14 protein-coding genes are annotated in these 13,610 nt (G+C 38.2%); 8 read left to right on the plus strand and 6 right to left on the minus strand.

Annotated features, from left to right (window positions below):
* Positions 1–104 precede the first annotated feature (104 nt).
* The 6 genes from dksA to panC all read left to right on the plus strand — a co-directional run bounded on the left by dksA (position 105) and on the right by panC (position 5,160).
* Positions 105–554, plus strand: coding sequence for an RNA polymerase-binding protein DksA (dksA, locus tag ACU5DF_RS16500; RefSeq protein WP_446713587.1), 450 nt, complete (start codon positions 105–107; stop codon positions 552–554).
* Positions 555–619: 65 nt separating this feature from the next.
* Positions 620–1,513 (plus strand): tRNA glutamyl-Q(34) synthetase GluQRS, encoded by an 894-nt coding sequence (gluQRS, locus tag ACU5DF_RS16505; RefSeq protein ID WP_446713588.1) that lies wholly within the window; start codon positions 620–622, stop codon positions 1,511–1,513.
* Between the two features lie 38 nt (positions 1,514–1,551).
* A complete protein-coding gene (gene pcnB / locus ACU5DF_RS16510; RefSeq protein ID WP_446714262.1) occupies positions 1,552–2,970 on the plus strand; it encodes a polynucleotide adenylyltransferase PcnB in 1,419 nt (472 codons plus the stop codon).
* On the plus strand, positions 2,967–3,452 hold the full coding sequence (gene folK, locus ACU5DF_RS16515) for a 2-amino-4-hydroxy-6-hydroxymethyldihydropteridine diphosphokinase (protein WP_446713589.1): 486 nt from the start codon (positions 2,967–2,969) through the stop codon (positions 3,450–3,452). Before pcnB ends, folK begins: the two co-directional genes overlap by 4 nt.
* A gap of 22 nt (positions 3,453–3,474) precedes the next feature.
* Positions 3,475–4,269 carry a 3-methyl-2-oxobutanoate hydroxymethyltransferase gene (gene panB, locus ACU5DF_RS16520; RefSeq protein WP_446713590.1) on the plus strand — a complete coding sequence of 265 codons (795 nt, stop codon included), beginning with the start codon at positions 3,475–3,477 and terminating at the stop codon, positions 4,267–4,269.
* A 9-nt stretch (positions 4,270–4,278) separates the two neighbouring features.
* Positions 4,279–5,160 (plus strand): pantoate--beta-alanine ligase, encoded by an 882-nt coding sequence (panC, locus tag ACU5DF_RS16525; RefSeq protein ID WP_446713591.1) that lies wholly within the window; start codon positions 4,279–4,281, stop codon positions 5,158–5,160.
* Between the two features lie 73 nt (positions 5,161–5,233).
* On the opposite strand, the gene ACU5DF_RS16530 is transcribed toward panC, so the two are convergent.
* From ACU5DF_RS16530 to ACU5DF_RS16540, 3 genes are all read right to left on the minus strand, one after another.
* Positions 5,234–6,004: an ABC transporter permease gene (locus ACU5DF_RS16530; RefSeq protein ID WP_446702523.1), complete on the minus strand. Its 771-nt coding sequence runs from the start codon at positions 6,002–6,004 to the stop codon at positions 5,234–5,236.
* On the minus strand, positions 6,004–6,921 hold the full coding sequence (locus ACU5DF_RS16535; RefSeq protein WP_446713592.1) for an ABC transporter ATP-binding protein: 918 nt from the start codon (positions 6,919–6,921) through the stop codon (positions 6,004–6,006). The genes ACU5DF_RS16530 and ACU5DF_RS16535 overlap by 1 nt, the downstream gene beginning before the upstream one ends.
* Before the next feature lie 148 nt (positions 6,922–7,069).
* On the minus strand, positions 7,070–8,725 hold the full coding sequence (locus tag ACU5DF_RS16540; protein ID WP_446714263.1) for a SulP family inorganic anion transporter: 1,656 nt from the start codon (positions 8,723–8,725) through the stop codon (positions 7,070–7,072).
* Positions 8,726–9,017: 292 nt separating this feature from the next.
* Between ACU5DF_RS16540 and can the strand changes: the two genes are divergently transcribed.
* Positions 9,018–9,677: a carbonate dehydratase gene (can, locus tag ACU5DF_RS16545; protein WP_446713593.1), complete on the plus strand. Its 660-nt coding sequence runs from the start codon at positions 9,018–9,020 to the stop codon at positions 9,675–9,677.
* Between the two features lie 75 nt (positions 9,678–9,752).
* Here can and ACU5DF_RS16550 read toward each other — a convergent pair whose 3' ends face one another.
* Entirely contained in the window at positions 9,753–10,004 is a 252-nt protein-coding gene (locus ACU5DF_RS16550; protein WP_045101216.1) for a hypothetical protein, read from the minus strand.
* Between the two features lie 489 nt (positions 10,005–10,493).
* A complete protein-coding gene (gene hpt, locus ACU5DF_RS16555; RefSeq protein ID WP_446713594.1) occupies positions 10,494–11,024 on the minus strand; it encodes a hypoxanthine phosphoribosyltransferase in 531 nt (176 codons plus the stop codon).
* Between the two features lie 329 nt (positions 11,025–11,353).
* On the opposite strand from hpt, the gene ACU5DF_RS16560 reads away from it, so the two are divergent.
* Complete coding sequence (locus tag ACU5DF_RS16560) at positions 11,354–11,959, plus strand: quorum-sensing-dependent transcriptional regulator LitR (protein ID WP_045101214.1); 606 nt, start codon at positions 11,354–11,356, stop codon at positions 11,957–11,959.
* A gap of 86 nt (positions 11,960–12,045) precedes the next feature.
* On the opposite strand, the gene lpdA is transcribed toward ACU5DF_RS16560, so the two are convergent.
* Positions 12,046–13,476, minus strand: coding sequence for a dihydrolipoyl dehydrogenase (gene lpdA, locus ACU5DF_RS16565; protein WP_045101213.1), 1,431 nt, complete (start codon positions 13,474–13,476; stop codon positions 12,046–12,048).
* Between the last annotated feature and the right edge of the window lie 134 nt (positions 13,477–13,610).

Consider the following 13,610-nt stretch of genomic DNA (forward strand, 5'->3'; position numbering starts at 1 on the left):
AGATCTCAATTGGTGTATTCAATATTTGATCGCCCCTTTTCTTTCTGTTATAGATAGCGCCCTCATTGGCTAGTGAGAGTCAAAGACGTTTAGGAGAAGCTGTAATGCCAGAGAGCAATACAAAAAGAACGCTAGGTATTCTAGCTATCGCTGGTGTTGAACCTTACCAGGAAAAAACTGGTGAAGAGTACATGGGCCCAGCTCAAGTTGAACACTTTACTAAGATTCTAGAAGCTTGGCGTAATCAACTTAGGGAAGAAGTTGAACGCACAGTAAATCACATGAAAGATGAAGCTGCTAATTTCCCAGATCCTGTTGATCGTGCAGCTCAAGAAGAAGAATTTAGTTTAGAACTGCGTAATCGTGATCGTGAACGCCGTCTAATCAAAAAGATAGAAAAGACACTAACTAAAATCGAAGAAGAAGATTTCGGCTTCTGTGATTCTTGTGGTGTTGAGATTGGTATTCGTCGCTTAGAAGCACGTCCAACTGCTGATCTTTGTATTGACTGTAAAACACTTGCAGAAATCAAAGAAAAGCAAATGGCTGGCTAAAACCAATTAAAAATAATGAAAAGGGAGCACAGGCTCCCTTTTTTACGTTTATACAGTGAAATTCTATGACTACCCAATACATAGGTCGCTTTGCACCATCACCATCAGGTCCATTGCATTTTGGTTCTCTTGTTGCTGCTTTAGGTAGCTATTTACAAGCTAAATCACAACAGGGAAAGTGGTTGGTTCGCATTGAAGATTTAGACCCTCCACGAGAAATAGCAGGAGCCTCTTCCTTAATAATTCAAACCTTAGAAGCTTATGGCTTTGAATGGGATGATGACATTGTTTACCAAAGTCAACGCCATGATATTTATCAGTCTCAAATTAACCAATGGGTTGATAAGGGCGATGCGTATTTTTGTCAATGTACTCGTAAACAAATAAAAGAAGATGGTGGCTTTTACTTAGCGCATTGTAAACATAAACACCTTTCAGAAAAAAATGCTTCTGTACGTTTAGCGATGCAACACCCTGTTGAATCATTTTATGATATAAAGCATGGGACGATTCAAATACCAACACAGCTTGCTCAAGAAGATTTTATTATAAAACGTCGCGATGGGTTATTTGCTTATAATCTTGCCGTTGTATTGGATGATATTGAACAAGGTATTACTGAGGTGGTTCGTGGTGCCGATTTAATTGAACCAACTGGACGTCAAATTTCACTTTATCGTCAATTAGGTGTCAAAGAAGTCAGTTATCTTCATTTACCACTTGCTGTAGATGATTCTGGAAAAAAGCTATCAAAACAAAACTATGCCCCAGCAATTGATAACGACAATCCAAAACCGACATTGCTTGAAGCTTTAAGGTTTCTAGGATTTACGTTACCGAAGGACATAGAAACCGTCACATTGAATGAAATTCTTCAATGGGCAATCAAAAATTGGCACCTAAAACAGCTCCCAACTGGGCTCGAGATCACTACCCCATTCTCAAAACCCACAATTTAAGCTATGATGCACGCCTATTTTTGACTGCTCACTTGAATATCGAGGTCATTATCTTTAATCAAGTTGTCCGTTTTTGTCGTAATTTACTCAAAAACAACAGTGATATTTGCTCTACAGAGGATTTGAAACTGAACGTTATCACACGCCAAGAACATAATATTTCACGTAAAGATCTCAGCGATAATGCGCTAAAAGTTCTTTACCGTTTAAGTAATGCAGGATACGACGCCTATCTCGTAGGCGGAGGTGTGCGCGACATTCTTCTAGGCCAAGAACCTAAAGACTTTGATATCGCCACTAATGCAACACCAGAGCAGATCAAAAAGCTGTTTCGAAATTGTCGATTAATCGGCCGTCGATTCCGTTTAGCTCATATTCTTTTTGGCAGAGATGTCATTGAAGTGGCGACTTTCCGTGGTCATCACAAAGAAGAAAAAGAAGAAGAATCTGAGAAGAAAAATATCTCAGCACAATCAAAAGAAGGCATGCTGCTACGTGATAATGTCTACGGCACTGTTGAAGAAGATGCTCAACGTCGTGACTTTACGATTAATGCTATGTATTACAACATTGCTGATTATTCAATCCACGATTATGCTAACGGCATTGAAGACTTAAACAATAAGGTTGTCCGTTTAATTGGTGATCCAGAAACCCGTTATCGTGAAGATCCTGTTCGTATGCTTCGAGCGGTTCGTTTCGCTGCTAAATTAGACATGACTATTTGTGATAAAACAGCCGAACCTATGGTTGAGTTGTCTTCCTTATTACAAGATATTCCTGCGGCTCGCTTATTTGAAGAATCATTAAAATTATTGCAAGCAGGCAAAGGGCTCGATACTTATTATATGCTGCGTAAATTTAATTTATTTCAGCAACTGTTCCCAGCACTAACTCCTTACTTAACAGAAGAAGGGAATAGTTCAACAGAGCAGATGATAGAATTAGTATTACGCTCAACAGATAAACGCATTAATAGTGGAAAACGAGTAAATCCAGCCTTTATGTTTGCTGCAATGCTTTGGTACCCATTAACGGTTAAAGCGCAAGAGATTCAAGATGAAAATCCAAAGTATGACCATTATGAATCTATCATGGAAGCGTCTAATATCATGTTGGATCTTCAAGTCAAAAGTACCGCTATTCCACGTCGTTTAACTGCTACTATTCGTGATATTTGGCAGCTTCAGTTACGCTTACCTCGTCGTAATGGCAAACGTGCTTTTGTACTTATCGAACAACAAAAATTCCGAGCTGCTTTTGATTTCCTTGAAATGCGCGGAAAAGTTGAAGGCAAAGATGTAAAAGAACTTGCTGATTGGTGGACTGAATTTCAAGATTCACCAGCACCCCATCGTAATAATATGATCCAAAATTTACATGGTGGTCGTTCAACAGGAACACGTAAACGTCGTAGCCCATACAGAAAGAAAAAAAGAGCAAATAACGACTCATGATCAAAGTAATTATTGCTATTGGGAGTAATCTTGGAAACCCAATTGAACAAGCAAGAGTTGCTATTGAAGCGCTGCATCACTTGCCTGATTCAACAGTAACTGCCGTATCTTCACTTTACAGCAGTTCACCCATGGGTCCTCAAGATCAACCAGATTATATTAATGCTGTCGTTGAGATTGAAACCAGTCTTAAGCCATTAAACCTACTCGATTTCACTCAAAAGATTGAACTTGAACAAGGCCGTGTGCGTAAGGATGAACGTTGGGGACCAAGAACCCTCGATCTTGATATTATTTTATTTGGCGATCAAGTGATCGACAATGAGCGATTAACCGTGCCTCACTATGGCATGAAAGAACGAGAGTTTGTTCTTTATCCGCTCGCAGAAATTTATAACGATTTTACCTTTCCAGATGGAACAACGCTTTCTCAACTACTTACACAAGTAGATAGAAATGGACTAACCATCTGGCAAGGATAATTGCTTTTAGTAAGGATATTTTATGAAAAAAATCTCTATTAATGACTTAATGAAGTGGAAACAAGAAGGTCGTAAGTTTGCTACCGTAACTGCTTATGATGCAAGTTTCTCACAACTATTTGAACAGCAAGAAATGCCAGTTCTATTAGTCGGTGATTCATTAGGTATGGTGTTACAAGGTAAGCATGATACGTTACCTGTAACAACCGAAGAGATCGCTTACCATACTCGTTGTGTTCGCGCAGGGAGCCCAAATAGCTTGGTAATGGCTGATATGCCATTTATGAGCTATGCAACCCCTCAACAAGCCTGTGAGAACGCTGCTAAATTAATGCAAGCTGGTGCTAACATGGTGAAGATTGAAGGAGGGGAATGGATAGCTGAAACCATTAGTATTCTTGCTGAACGCGCAGTTCCAGTATGCGCACACCTTGGTTTAACCCCTCAGTCTGTTAATATTTTTGGTGGTTTTAAGGTACAAGGTCGTGATGAAGTCAAAGCAGAACAAATGATTAAAGATGCGCTAACCCTTGAAAAGGCCGGTGCTCAAATTATTTTATTAGAGTGTGTTCCTGCTTCTCTAGCAGAACGTATCACTAAAGCTTGTACTGTTCCTGTTATTGGGATTGGAGCAGGAAATTCAACGGATGGTCAAATTTTAGTTATGCATGATATGTTTGGCATCTCAGCCAACTATATGCCTAAATTCTCTAAGAATTTCTTAGCGGAAACAGGGGATATGCGCACAGCTGTAACTAAATATATTCAAGATGTTGAGCAAGGTATTTTTCCTGCTGCTGAACATACATTTAATTAAGGACCTTTAATGGATATTTTTGCTGATATTCTGCCATTACGTGAGCAGATTAAAACTTGGAAGCGCGAAGGCAAGCGTATTGCTTTTGTTCCTACCATGGGCAATCTGCATGAAGGTCACCTTACGCTTGTTCGCACCGCCCGTGAACATGCAGATATTGTTATTGCTAGTATTTTCGTTAATCCGATGCAATTTAACAATAACGACGACCTAACTAACTATCCTCGTACTATCGACGAAGATATCGAAAAGCTAACCGCTGAAAAAGTAGATATCGTATTCACACCAACACCTGAAATTATGTACCCAAATGGACTAGATAAACAGACTGTTGTTGATGTGCCAGTTATTTCAACTATTTTAGAAGGCGCTTCACGCCCTGGACACTTTAAAGGTGTCTCTACAGTTGTAAATAAGCTTTTCAATATCGTTCAGCCTGATGTTGCTTGTTTTGGCGAGAAAGACTTCCAGCAGCTTGCTCTTATCCGTCAGATGGTCATTGATATGGCATTAGATATTGAGATTGTAGGCGTTGCTACGGTACGTGAAGCTGATAGCTTAGCAATGAGCTCTCGTAATAACCTTCTGACATTAAATGAACGTCAGCGAGCTCCAGTTCTAGCGCGTACAATGCGCTGGATCAGCAGCCAAATGCGTGGCGGTCGTACTGATTATGAATCGTTAATTGAAGATGCCAGTGATCAACTGCGTGCGGCTGATTTGCAACCTGATGAAATCTTCATTCGTGATGCAAGAACGCTTCAAGAACCAACAGAAGAAACAACTCAAGCTGTAATCTTAATGGCAGCCTTTCTAGGTCAGGTACGATTAATCGATAACTTGGTTGTTGAACTTCATATTGCAGTAAGCGAAGAAGAGACAGAAGAGTAACTCTGACTCTATTTATATTTTAAAAAAGGGCTGATGATTCATAATCATCAGCCCTTTTTTTAAGAGATTTACTTTAGCTTCGTAAGCCAGTTCCCTTTGATATCAAATGTAAAGCTATCGCATATAAAGCAAGAATGAAGATTGATAAGACTGCAAAAGCAGTTCCAATCCCTACATCCGACACCCCTAAAAAACCATAACGGAATGCATTTACCATATAAACGATTGGGTTTAGTTTAGAAACCCCTTGCCAGAATTCAGGCAATAAATTAATCGAGTAAAACACCCCACCCAAATACGTTAATGGCGTTAAAATAAAGGTAGGTATAATACTAATGTCATCAAATGTTCTCGCGAACACCGCATTAATTAATCCACCTAAAGAGAACACAATGGATGTCATTAATACGGTTAGCATAATGACACCAAGATGAGCTATTTGAATGTCTACAAAAAATAGTGATACACAAGTAACCAAAGCACCAACTAGTAAACCACGTACAACACCACCACCAACAAAACCAGCAATAATGATATAGTTAGGCACAGGAGCAACTAATAATTCTTCTATATTCTTTTGAAACTTAGCACTAAAAAATGAAGAAGCCACATTAGAATAAGAGTTAGTGATAACAGACATCATGATCAAGCCAGGAACAATATATTCCATATAGCTAAAGCCACTCATTTCACCAATGCGAGAACCAATCAAGTTACCAAAAATAATAAAATAAAGAGTCATGGTGATCGCTGGTGGTACTAGTGTTTGTACCCAGATACGAGTGAATCGATTTATCTCTTTAGAAATAAGACTTTTAAATGCTGTCCAATATAAGTCCATCATTATTTAGCTTCTCCATTACGAACGATGCTGACAAATAACTCTTCTAATCGATTCGCTTTATTTCTCATAGAAAGTACATTAACACCTTGATGATTTAGTTGCTCAAAAAGGTAATTCAATCCTTGAGATTTATCGATTTCTACCTCTATCGAGCCTTCTTTGCTGTTTGTTACTTTAGCGCCTTCCAGTTGAGGAGCAGGGCTACCTTCTGCTAGATCTAAAATAAAAGTTTCAACCTGAAGTTTATTAAGTAACGATTTCATTGACGTATTTTCAATGACTTCACCTTTATTAATGATACCTATATTTCGACACAACATTTCCGCTTCTTCAAGATAATGCGTAGTGAGAATAATAGTGACACCTTGTTCGTTAATCTGCTTTAAGAATTCCCACATAGAACGACGTAGTTCAATATCAACACCCGCTGTTGGTTCATCAAGAATTAATAGCTTTGGCTCATGCATCAATGCGCGAGCAATCATTAAACGACGTTTCATACCACCAGATAAATTACGTGCACGGTCATCTTTTTTATCCCAAAGATCGAGCTGAGATAAGTATTTTTTGGCTCGCTCTTTAGCAAGGGTACGAGAGACACCATAATAACCCGCTTGTTGTATTACTATCTGTTGCACAGTTTCAAATGGATTAAAATTAAATTCTTGAGGTACTAATCCAATCTGTTGCTTTGCTTGAACCAAATGGGTATCAATGTCATAACCAAACACCTTAACTCGGCCAGAGGTTTTATTCACAAGCGAACTGATAACCCCAATGGTTGTTGATTTACCAGCCCCATTCGGTCCTAACAAAGCATAAAAATCACCTTGTTCAACAGATAAATCAACGCCCTTTAGAGCTTCAAAGCCCCCTGCATAAGTTTTTCGTAATTGTTCTATTTCTAATGCGTACATATTTTACCCATCACTTAAATTAGCATCTATTAATATACCTAGCTTATCGTTGAATGACGATTAAAGCAAATTTGAAAAACACCCTGATAATAAAAAACCGCAGAGTTCATCACTCTGCGGCTTAAATTAAAACAATAAAATTAATGAGTTACTCTTCATTAGGCGAAACGTATTTAATCGCAGACTTAAGTGCCTCATAACGGAATTTAAACGTATTTTCATCAGGAACTAAGTCCGTAACATGAAACTTCTCTAATTGTTCTCTGGTTTGCTCATTTGGGCACAGTAAGTAGACTCTACAATTGGCATCCAATGCATCATTAATCGCATTCTCTAATGCTAATCCTACTGTGACATCAATCATGGGAACGTCGGTTAAATCCAAAATCATCACTTCATAATCAGAAATACTTGTATGCTGACGTGAGATAGCTTTTGATACACTGAAGATCATTGGGCCTGATAAATAGAAGAATAGAACTTTTCCATTAGCCTTATCCAGCAAAGCTCTCTCGCTCTCAGTAAGAGGCACATCATCTTCATCAGCATCACTGATAGCTTTAACTTGGCGAGCTTGCTCACGACTTAAACGTTCAATAATAATGATATTTGAAATAAAGACACCAAGACCAACCGCCACAATTAGATCAACAAACACGGTCAATAACATTACACCATACATAATGGCCATGCCCTGAACGCTCACTTTATGCGCGCGTTGAATAAAACTCCAATCAAGAATATTAAAACCAACATAAACGGCAATACCAGCGAGTACAGCCATAGGGATCGGTTCTGTCAGCCCTCCAGCAACTAATACCACAAGAGCTAACACTGCCGCTCTAAATACACCAGACAATGGTGATCGCGCACCCACTTGAATATTCGTTACCGTCCCCATAGTGGCACCCGCACCAGGTAACGCGCCAAACAATCCTGAGATCATATTTGCTAAACCTTGACCTCGTAATTCTTTATCTGAGTCGTGTTCTTGGCGTGTTAAAGAGTCCCCGATAACAGCAGTTAATAAGGTATCAATACAACCCAATGTACCTAGTACCAGAGCATCGATGACCATGGTCATAAACATATCACTATTAATCGTAGGAATAACGATAGAAGGTAAACCTGCGGGGATTTCTCCAATACGGCGAATAGAATCCATATCAAAAATGATGACAGATATAAGTGTTACCGCAACTAAAGCAACGAGTTGAGCAGGGACATATTTACGATAATGCTGAGGAAAAAGAAACAGAACTGCCAGAGTTAGTAAACCAAGAAATAATTCTTTAATGTCTAAGTTAGCTAGTGTATCTGGTAAAGCGCTGAGTGTGCCCATCACGCCACCAGATGGTGCAGCATGACCTAGTAAAGGTGAAAGCTGCAAAATAATAAGAATAACCCCAATCCCAGACATAAAGCCTGAAATAACACTGTAAGGCATTAATGTTATGTATTTACCTAGTTTTAATGTACCAAGTAGAATTTGAAATGCACCAGCCATCATTACAACGGTAAATGTCATTGCAATACCAGTCTCAGGGTATTTAGCGACCATACTGGTTAAGACAGCAGTCATAATTACCGTCATTGGTCCAGTTGGTTCGGAGATTAATGTAGAAGAACCACCAAATAAAGAAGCAAAAAGCCCCACCATGATAGCTCCCCAAAGCCCTGCTTCAGCCCCTGCTCCTGAAGCAACACCAAAGGCTAATGCCAAAGGCAGTGATATGATGGCCGTCGTTACCCCACCAAAAAGATCACCTTTAAAATTTATGTTTTCAAATCGTTGCCCAAACACCATTAGCTCCTTGCTATAAACACATTCACTTCATTAATTTAACAAATGTTATTCTTCTCTCATAACAGTTAATTAGCACCAATAACTTCTGCTTATGCCGTATTTATCTAATTCGTATTAAAATTGAACTTTTTAAAGCTACTACACGTCAGATGAGTACTTTTAAGACTACTTTTTAGCAGATTGCAATTGTAACATTGTGTATAGTTAATAAACCTGTTGACGTTTTTAACAGAAATAAGTTTAGCGAATACCGACTTATTCGTAAGTATTTAAGGGATGAAAATTTAAAATGCCGGAAATTAAAGAGCTCTTTGAAAATAATTCTAAGTGGGCAAAATCAATTAAAGCAGGACGTCCTGAATATTTTGCTCAACTTGAAGAAGGACAGAACCCAGGTTTTTTATGGATTGGTTGTTCAGACAGTCGAGTTCCAGCAGAGCGCTTAACTGGGTTACATTCAGGAGAACTCTTTGTTCATCGAAATGTAGCTAACCAGGTAATACATACTGATTTAAATTGCTTATCTGTTTTACAATATGCTGTTGATGTACTTAAAATTAAACATATTATTGTTTGTGGCCATTACGGCTGCGGTGGAGTAAATGCGGCAATCGATAATCCACCGTTAGGCTTAATCAATAACTGGCTACTTCACATTCGTGATTTATACCTAAAACACCGAACTGTATTTGGCAATTTACCTCGTGAGAAATGGGGCGATAAATTATGTGAAATCAATGTCGCAGAACAAGTATATAACGTAGGTAATTCAACCGTGATGCAAACCGCTTGGGAACGAGGACAAGACGTTCAGGTTCACGGTGTCGTCTATGGTATGGGTGATGGCGTTTTAAATGATCTTGGCGTTAAAGGGCATAGCCGTGAATCTTTAGAGATCTCCTACCAAGCAGCAATGTCTGTTATAACACAGACCAATGGTGAAAAATAAAAGGGCAATAGCACGCCCCTTTATTATAAAAATATAGCCAGAGAAAAATTCACCTCTACTTTCTCTGGCTTAGTATTACGTTGCTATTCTCAAACGGACGAGTCGACGAAGATGACGAATTTGGCGTTCAGTCTTGATTGCCGGAACCTCAAGATCACTTATTGTTCGACCATCAATATGCAAACCAATATCTTTAAGTAGATACTCATTTCCCCATGGGATCTCATACTGAACTTTACGTACTTGTCGTTTCCATTCTCGCTCTTCTCGTGCAAGATCAGCTTGAATTAATACTGTAGCTAAACGTAGGTATAATGAATGACGCATAATATTTCTCCAAAATAAGGCTAGAAATAGTGCGACAAAATAATAAAGATAGGAATATCCCTTCTTAAGCAGCCGCAATATTCGCAGCCAGAAAGGTTACGAATTAATTAATCGTTTTTATCGTTAACGGGTGTAAACGACATAGTGATGGCACAACACATTTTGTATGAATGAATAACTGTCATGTTGACCTCCTAAAACTTAAAATTAATTCTCTAAATGGGTAAGTTGTAAACTATATTTACGCTTAAATTGTAACCACTACAGGTTAATAATCAAGCACAAATTAACAACATTTTAAATACAAAATAAACATATAATGAAAGTGATATAGCCAAATATTCACAGAATAAATATCTGATTTTATAATACTCTTCCATATATTTAGCCATACCCCGATATTAATACATATATCAATAGCAAAGAGTCAAAGTATATTTGATACTTTGACTCTTTATTTTAATCATTAATACGGGTGAACCTTACGGCTTATTCTTGTGGTACCACCTTACCGATATAAGGTAGGTTACGATATTTTTGTGCGTAGTCGATACCAACACCAACAACAAACTCATCCGGAATAGAAAAACCAATCCAATCCACTTTAACATCAACTTCACGTCGAGAAGGTTTATCAAGCAGTGTACAAATCGTAATTGAGTTTGGCTCACGAATAGACAAGATCTCACACACTTTACTTAGTGTATTACCGGTATCGATAATGTCTTCTACTAATAGGATGTCTTTACCTTTTATATCATCATCAAGATCTTTCAAAATTCGTACGTCACGCGTACTTTCCATGCTATTTCCATAGCTTGATGCTGTCATAAAATCAACGGTCATTGGTGTATCAATCGCTCGTGCTAAATCAGCCATAAATACAAATGAGCCACGTAATAAACCAATCATCACTAAGCTATCAGACTCTTTATAATGTTCAGAAATCTGTTGACCTAATTCTTTAACACGTTGAGCAACCTCTTGTTCAGAGATCATCACTTCTACTGTATGTTTCATACTGTCTCACTTATTCGTTGAGTCTACCTGCGGCAGGATTTAGATCTATACAGTTTACAACAAAAGCGCACCTGAGATAGGGACAATTATAAAAGTTTTTCATACCTCTTTAGGATTAAAAGAAATTATCTGATAAAATTAGTTAAAATAAAATGGTTTATACGGTAAACAACTGTAATTTTTTAAAATAACCTTTAACCACGTCATATTTTTAATTGATAACATGAATAGTTGTTGAATATATAAACAGCCTTATGTAAGGTTACTGAGTAGAATAATAATAAAACCCTATATAAAATAATAATTTGTTGGCAAGGATATAAATAAATATGGATACGATCCAAAAAAGACCGAGAACAAGGCTATCTCCAGAAAAGCGTAAAGAACAACTTCTTGATATTGCTATCGAGGTATTTTCACAACGTGGTATCGGCCGTGGCGGTCATGCTGATGTTGCTGAAATAGCACAAGTATCAGTAGCAACTGTGTTTAACTATTTCCCTACAAGAGAAGATCTTGTTGATGACGTATTAAACCGAGTAGAAGATGAGTTCCATTTATTTGTTAAGAATTCAATCTCTCTAGAGCTTGACGTTCGTACAAATCTTCACTCACTTTTAATGAATATTATTGATGCTGTTCATTCAGAAAATAAATGGATTAAAGTGTGGTTTGAATGGAGTACATCAACGCGCGAAGAAGTTTGGCCTTTATTCTTAAGCAGCCATGTGAATAATCAAAAGATCATTCGCACAATGTTTGCTGAAGGTATAGAGCGAAATGAAGTGTGCAATGACCATACTTCTGAAAATTTGGCAAAAATGCTACACGGGATTTGTTATTCTGTATTTATTCAAGCGAATCGTAGCTCTTCATCTGAAGAACTTGAAGAAACAGCTAATTGCTTCTTAAATATGTTATGTATTTATAAATAACATTCAGAACTCAGAAAGTAGATAATAAAAAACCGCTGACTAATCAGCGGTTTTTTTATATTTAAATTCTAATGGTTTAAGAGAAATTATTTCTTTCTCTTTACTGCTTTTGCATTTGGAAGGTCAGTAATAGAACCTTCATAAATTTCAGCAGCCATACCAATTGATTCATGTAATGTTGGGTGAGCATGGATAGTTAGTGCGATATCTTCTGCATCACAACCCATTTCAATTGCAAGACCGATTTCGCCAAGAAGTTCACCAGCGTTAGTACCAACAATTGCACCACCAATAACGCGGTTAGTGTCTTTATCAAAAAGAAGCTTAGTTAGACCATCAGCACAATCTGAAGCGATTGCACGGCCTGATGCAGCCCAAGGGAAGCTTGCTGCTTCGTAGTTAATGCCTTCAGCTTTTGCTTCTTTTTCTGTTTTACCAACCCAAGCGACTTCTGGCTCAGTATAAGCAATTGATGGAATTACTTTAGGATCGAAGTAGTGCTTCTTACCAGAAATAACTTCAGCAGCAACGTGGCCTTCATGCACACCTTTGTGAGCAAGCATAGGTTGACCTACGATATCACCGATAGCGTGAATGTGAGATACGTTAGTACGCATTTGCTTATCAACGTTAATGAAACCACGTTCATCAACAGCAACACCCGCTTTCTCAGCGTCTAGTAAACTACCGTTTGGAACACGACCGATTGCAACAAGAACAGCATCATAGCGCTCAGCTTCTGCTGGTGCTTTTTTACCTTCCATTGAAACGTAGATACCATCTTCTTTCGCTTCAACCGCTGTCACTTTCGTTTCAAGCATTAGGTTAAACTTGTTTTTGATACGTTTAGTATAAACTTTAACGATATCTTTATCTGCTGCTGGGATAACTTGATCAAACATCTCAACAACATCAACTTGAGAACCTAGTGCATGATAAACCGTACCCATTTCTAGGCCGATAATACCACCGCCCATAATAAGCAGTTTCTTAGGTACTTCTTTAAGCTCAAGTGCATCCGTTGAATCCCAAATACGTGGGTCTTCATGCGGAATGAATGGCAGTTTAATTGGACGAGAACCAGCAGCAACAATCGCGTTATCAAAGTTGATTGTTGTATTACCATCTTCACCAGTTACTTCAATAGTGTTAGCGCCAGTAAATTTACCAAGACCATTTACTACTGTTACTTTACGCATCTTAGCCATACCGCCAAGACCGCCAGTCAGTTGAGTAACTACTTTTTCTTTCCATAAACGGATCTTATCGATGTCCGTTTGAGGCTCACCAAATACGATGCCGTGATCTGCCATCGCTTTTGCTTCTTCAATAACTTTAGCTACGTGAAGTAATGCTTTTGATGGGATACAACCAACGTTTAAACATACACCACCAAGTGTGTTGTAACGTTCAACGATAACTGTTTCTAAACCTAAATCTGCACAACGGAATGCGGCAGAGTAACCAGCAGGACCGGCACCAAGTACCACAACTTGTGCTTTAATTTCTTTGCTCATTTTGACCTCGTTATAGTCATTTCCCTAACAGGCTGACCGATGTTCTATTATTGTTTTCAGACTGAGTTTATTTTACATAGATGTTAACAGTGTGAAAGCAAGATTAGGTTAGCCTGTGAGCTAGACAACAATTC

The sequence above is a fragment of the Aliivibrio wodanis genome (genome assembly GCF_052920805.1).

Bases quoted from the DNA above. Each gene is read 5' to 3' on its own strand.
- dksA (WP_446713587.1), top strand. From the start codon at position 105: ATGCCAGAGAGCAATACAAAAAGAACGCTAGGTATTCTAGCTATCGCT.
- gluQRS (WP_446713588.1), top strand. From the start codon at position 620: ATGACTACCCAATACATAGGTCGCTTTGCACCATCACCATCAGGTCCA.
- folK (WP_446713589.1), top strand. From the start codon at position 2,967: ATGATCAAAGTAATTATTGCTATTGGGAGTAATCTTGGAAACCCAATT.
- panB (WP_446713590.1), top strand. From the start codon at position 3,475: ATGAAAAAAATCTCTATTAATGACTTAATGAAGTGGAAACAAGAAGGT.
- panC (WP_446713591.1), top strand. From the start codon at position 4,279: ATGGATATTTTTGCTGATATTCTGCCATTACGTGAGCAGATTAAAACT.
- ACU5DF_RS16530 (WP_446702523.1), bottom strand. From the start codon at position 6,004: ATGATGGACTTATATTGGACAGCATTTAAAAGTCTTATTTCTAAAGAG.
- ACU5DF_RS16535 (WP_446713592.1), bottom strand. From the start codon at position 6,921: ATGTACGCATTAGAAATAGAACAATTACGAAAAACTTATGCAGGGGGC.
- can (WP_446713593.1), top strand. From the start codon at position 9,018: ATGCCGGAAATTAAAGAGCTCTTTGAAAATAATTCTAAGTGGGCAAAA.
- ACU5DF_RS16550 (WP_045101216.1), bottom strand. From the start codon at position 10,004: ATGCGTCATTCATTATACCTACGTTTAGCTACAGTATTAATTCAAGCT.
- hpt (WP_446713594.1), bottom strand. From the start codon at position 11,024: ATGAAACATACAGTAGAAGTGATGATCTCTGAACAAGAGGTTGCTCAA.
- ACU5DF_RS16560 (WP_045101214.1), top strand. From the start codon at position 11,354: ATGGATACGATCCAAAAAAGACCGAGAACAAGGCTATCTCCAGAAAAG.
- lpdA (WP_045101213.1), bottom strand. From the start codon at position 13,476: ATGAGCAAAGAAATTAAAGCACAAGTTGTGGTACTTGGTGCCGGTCCT.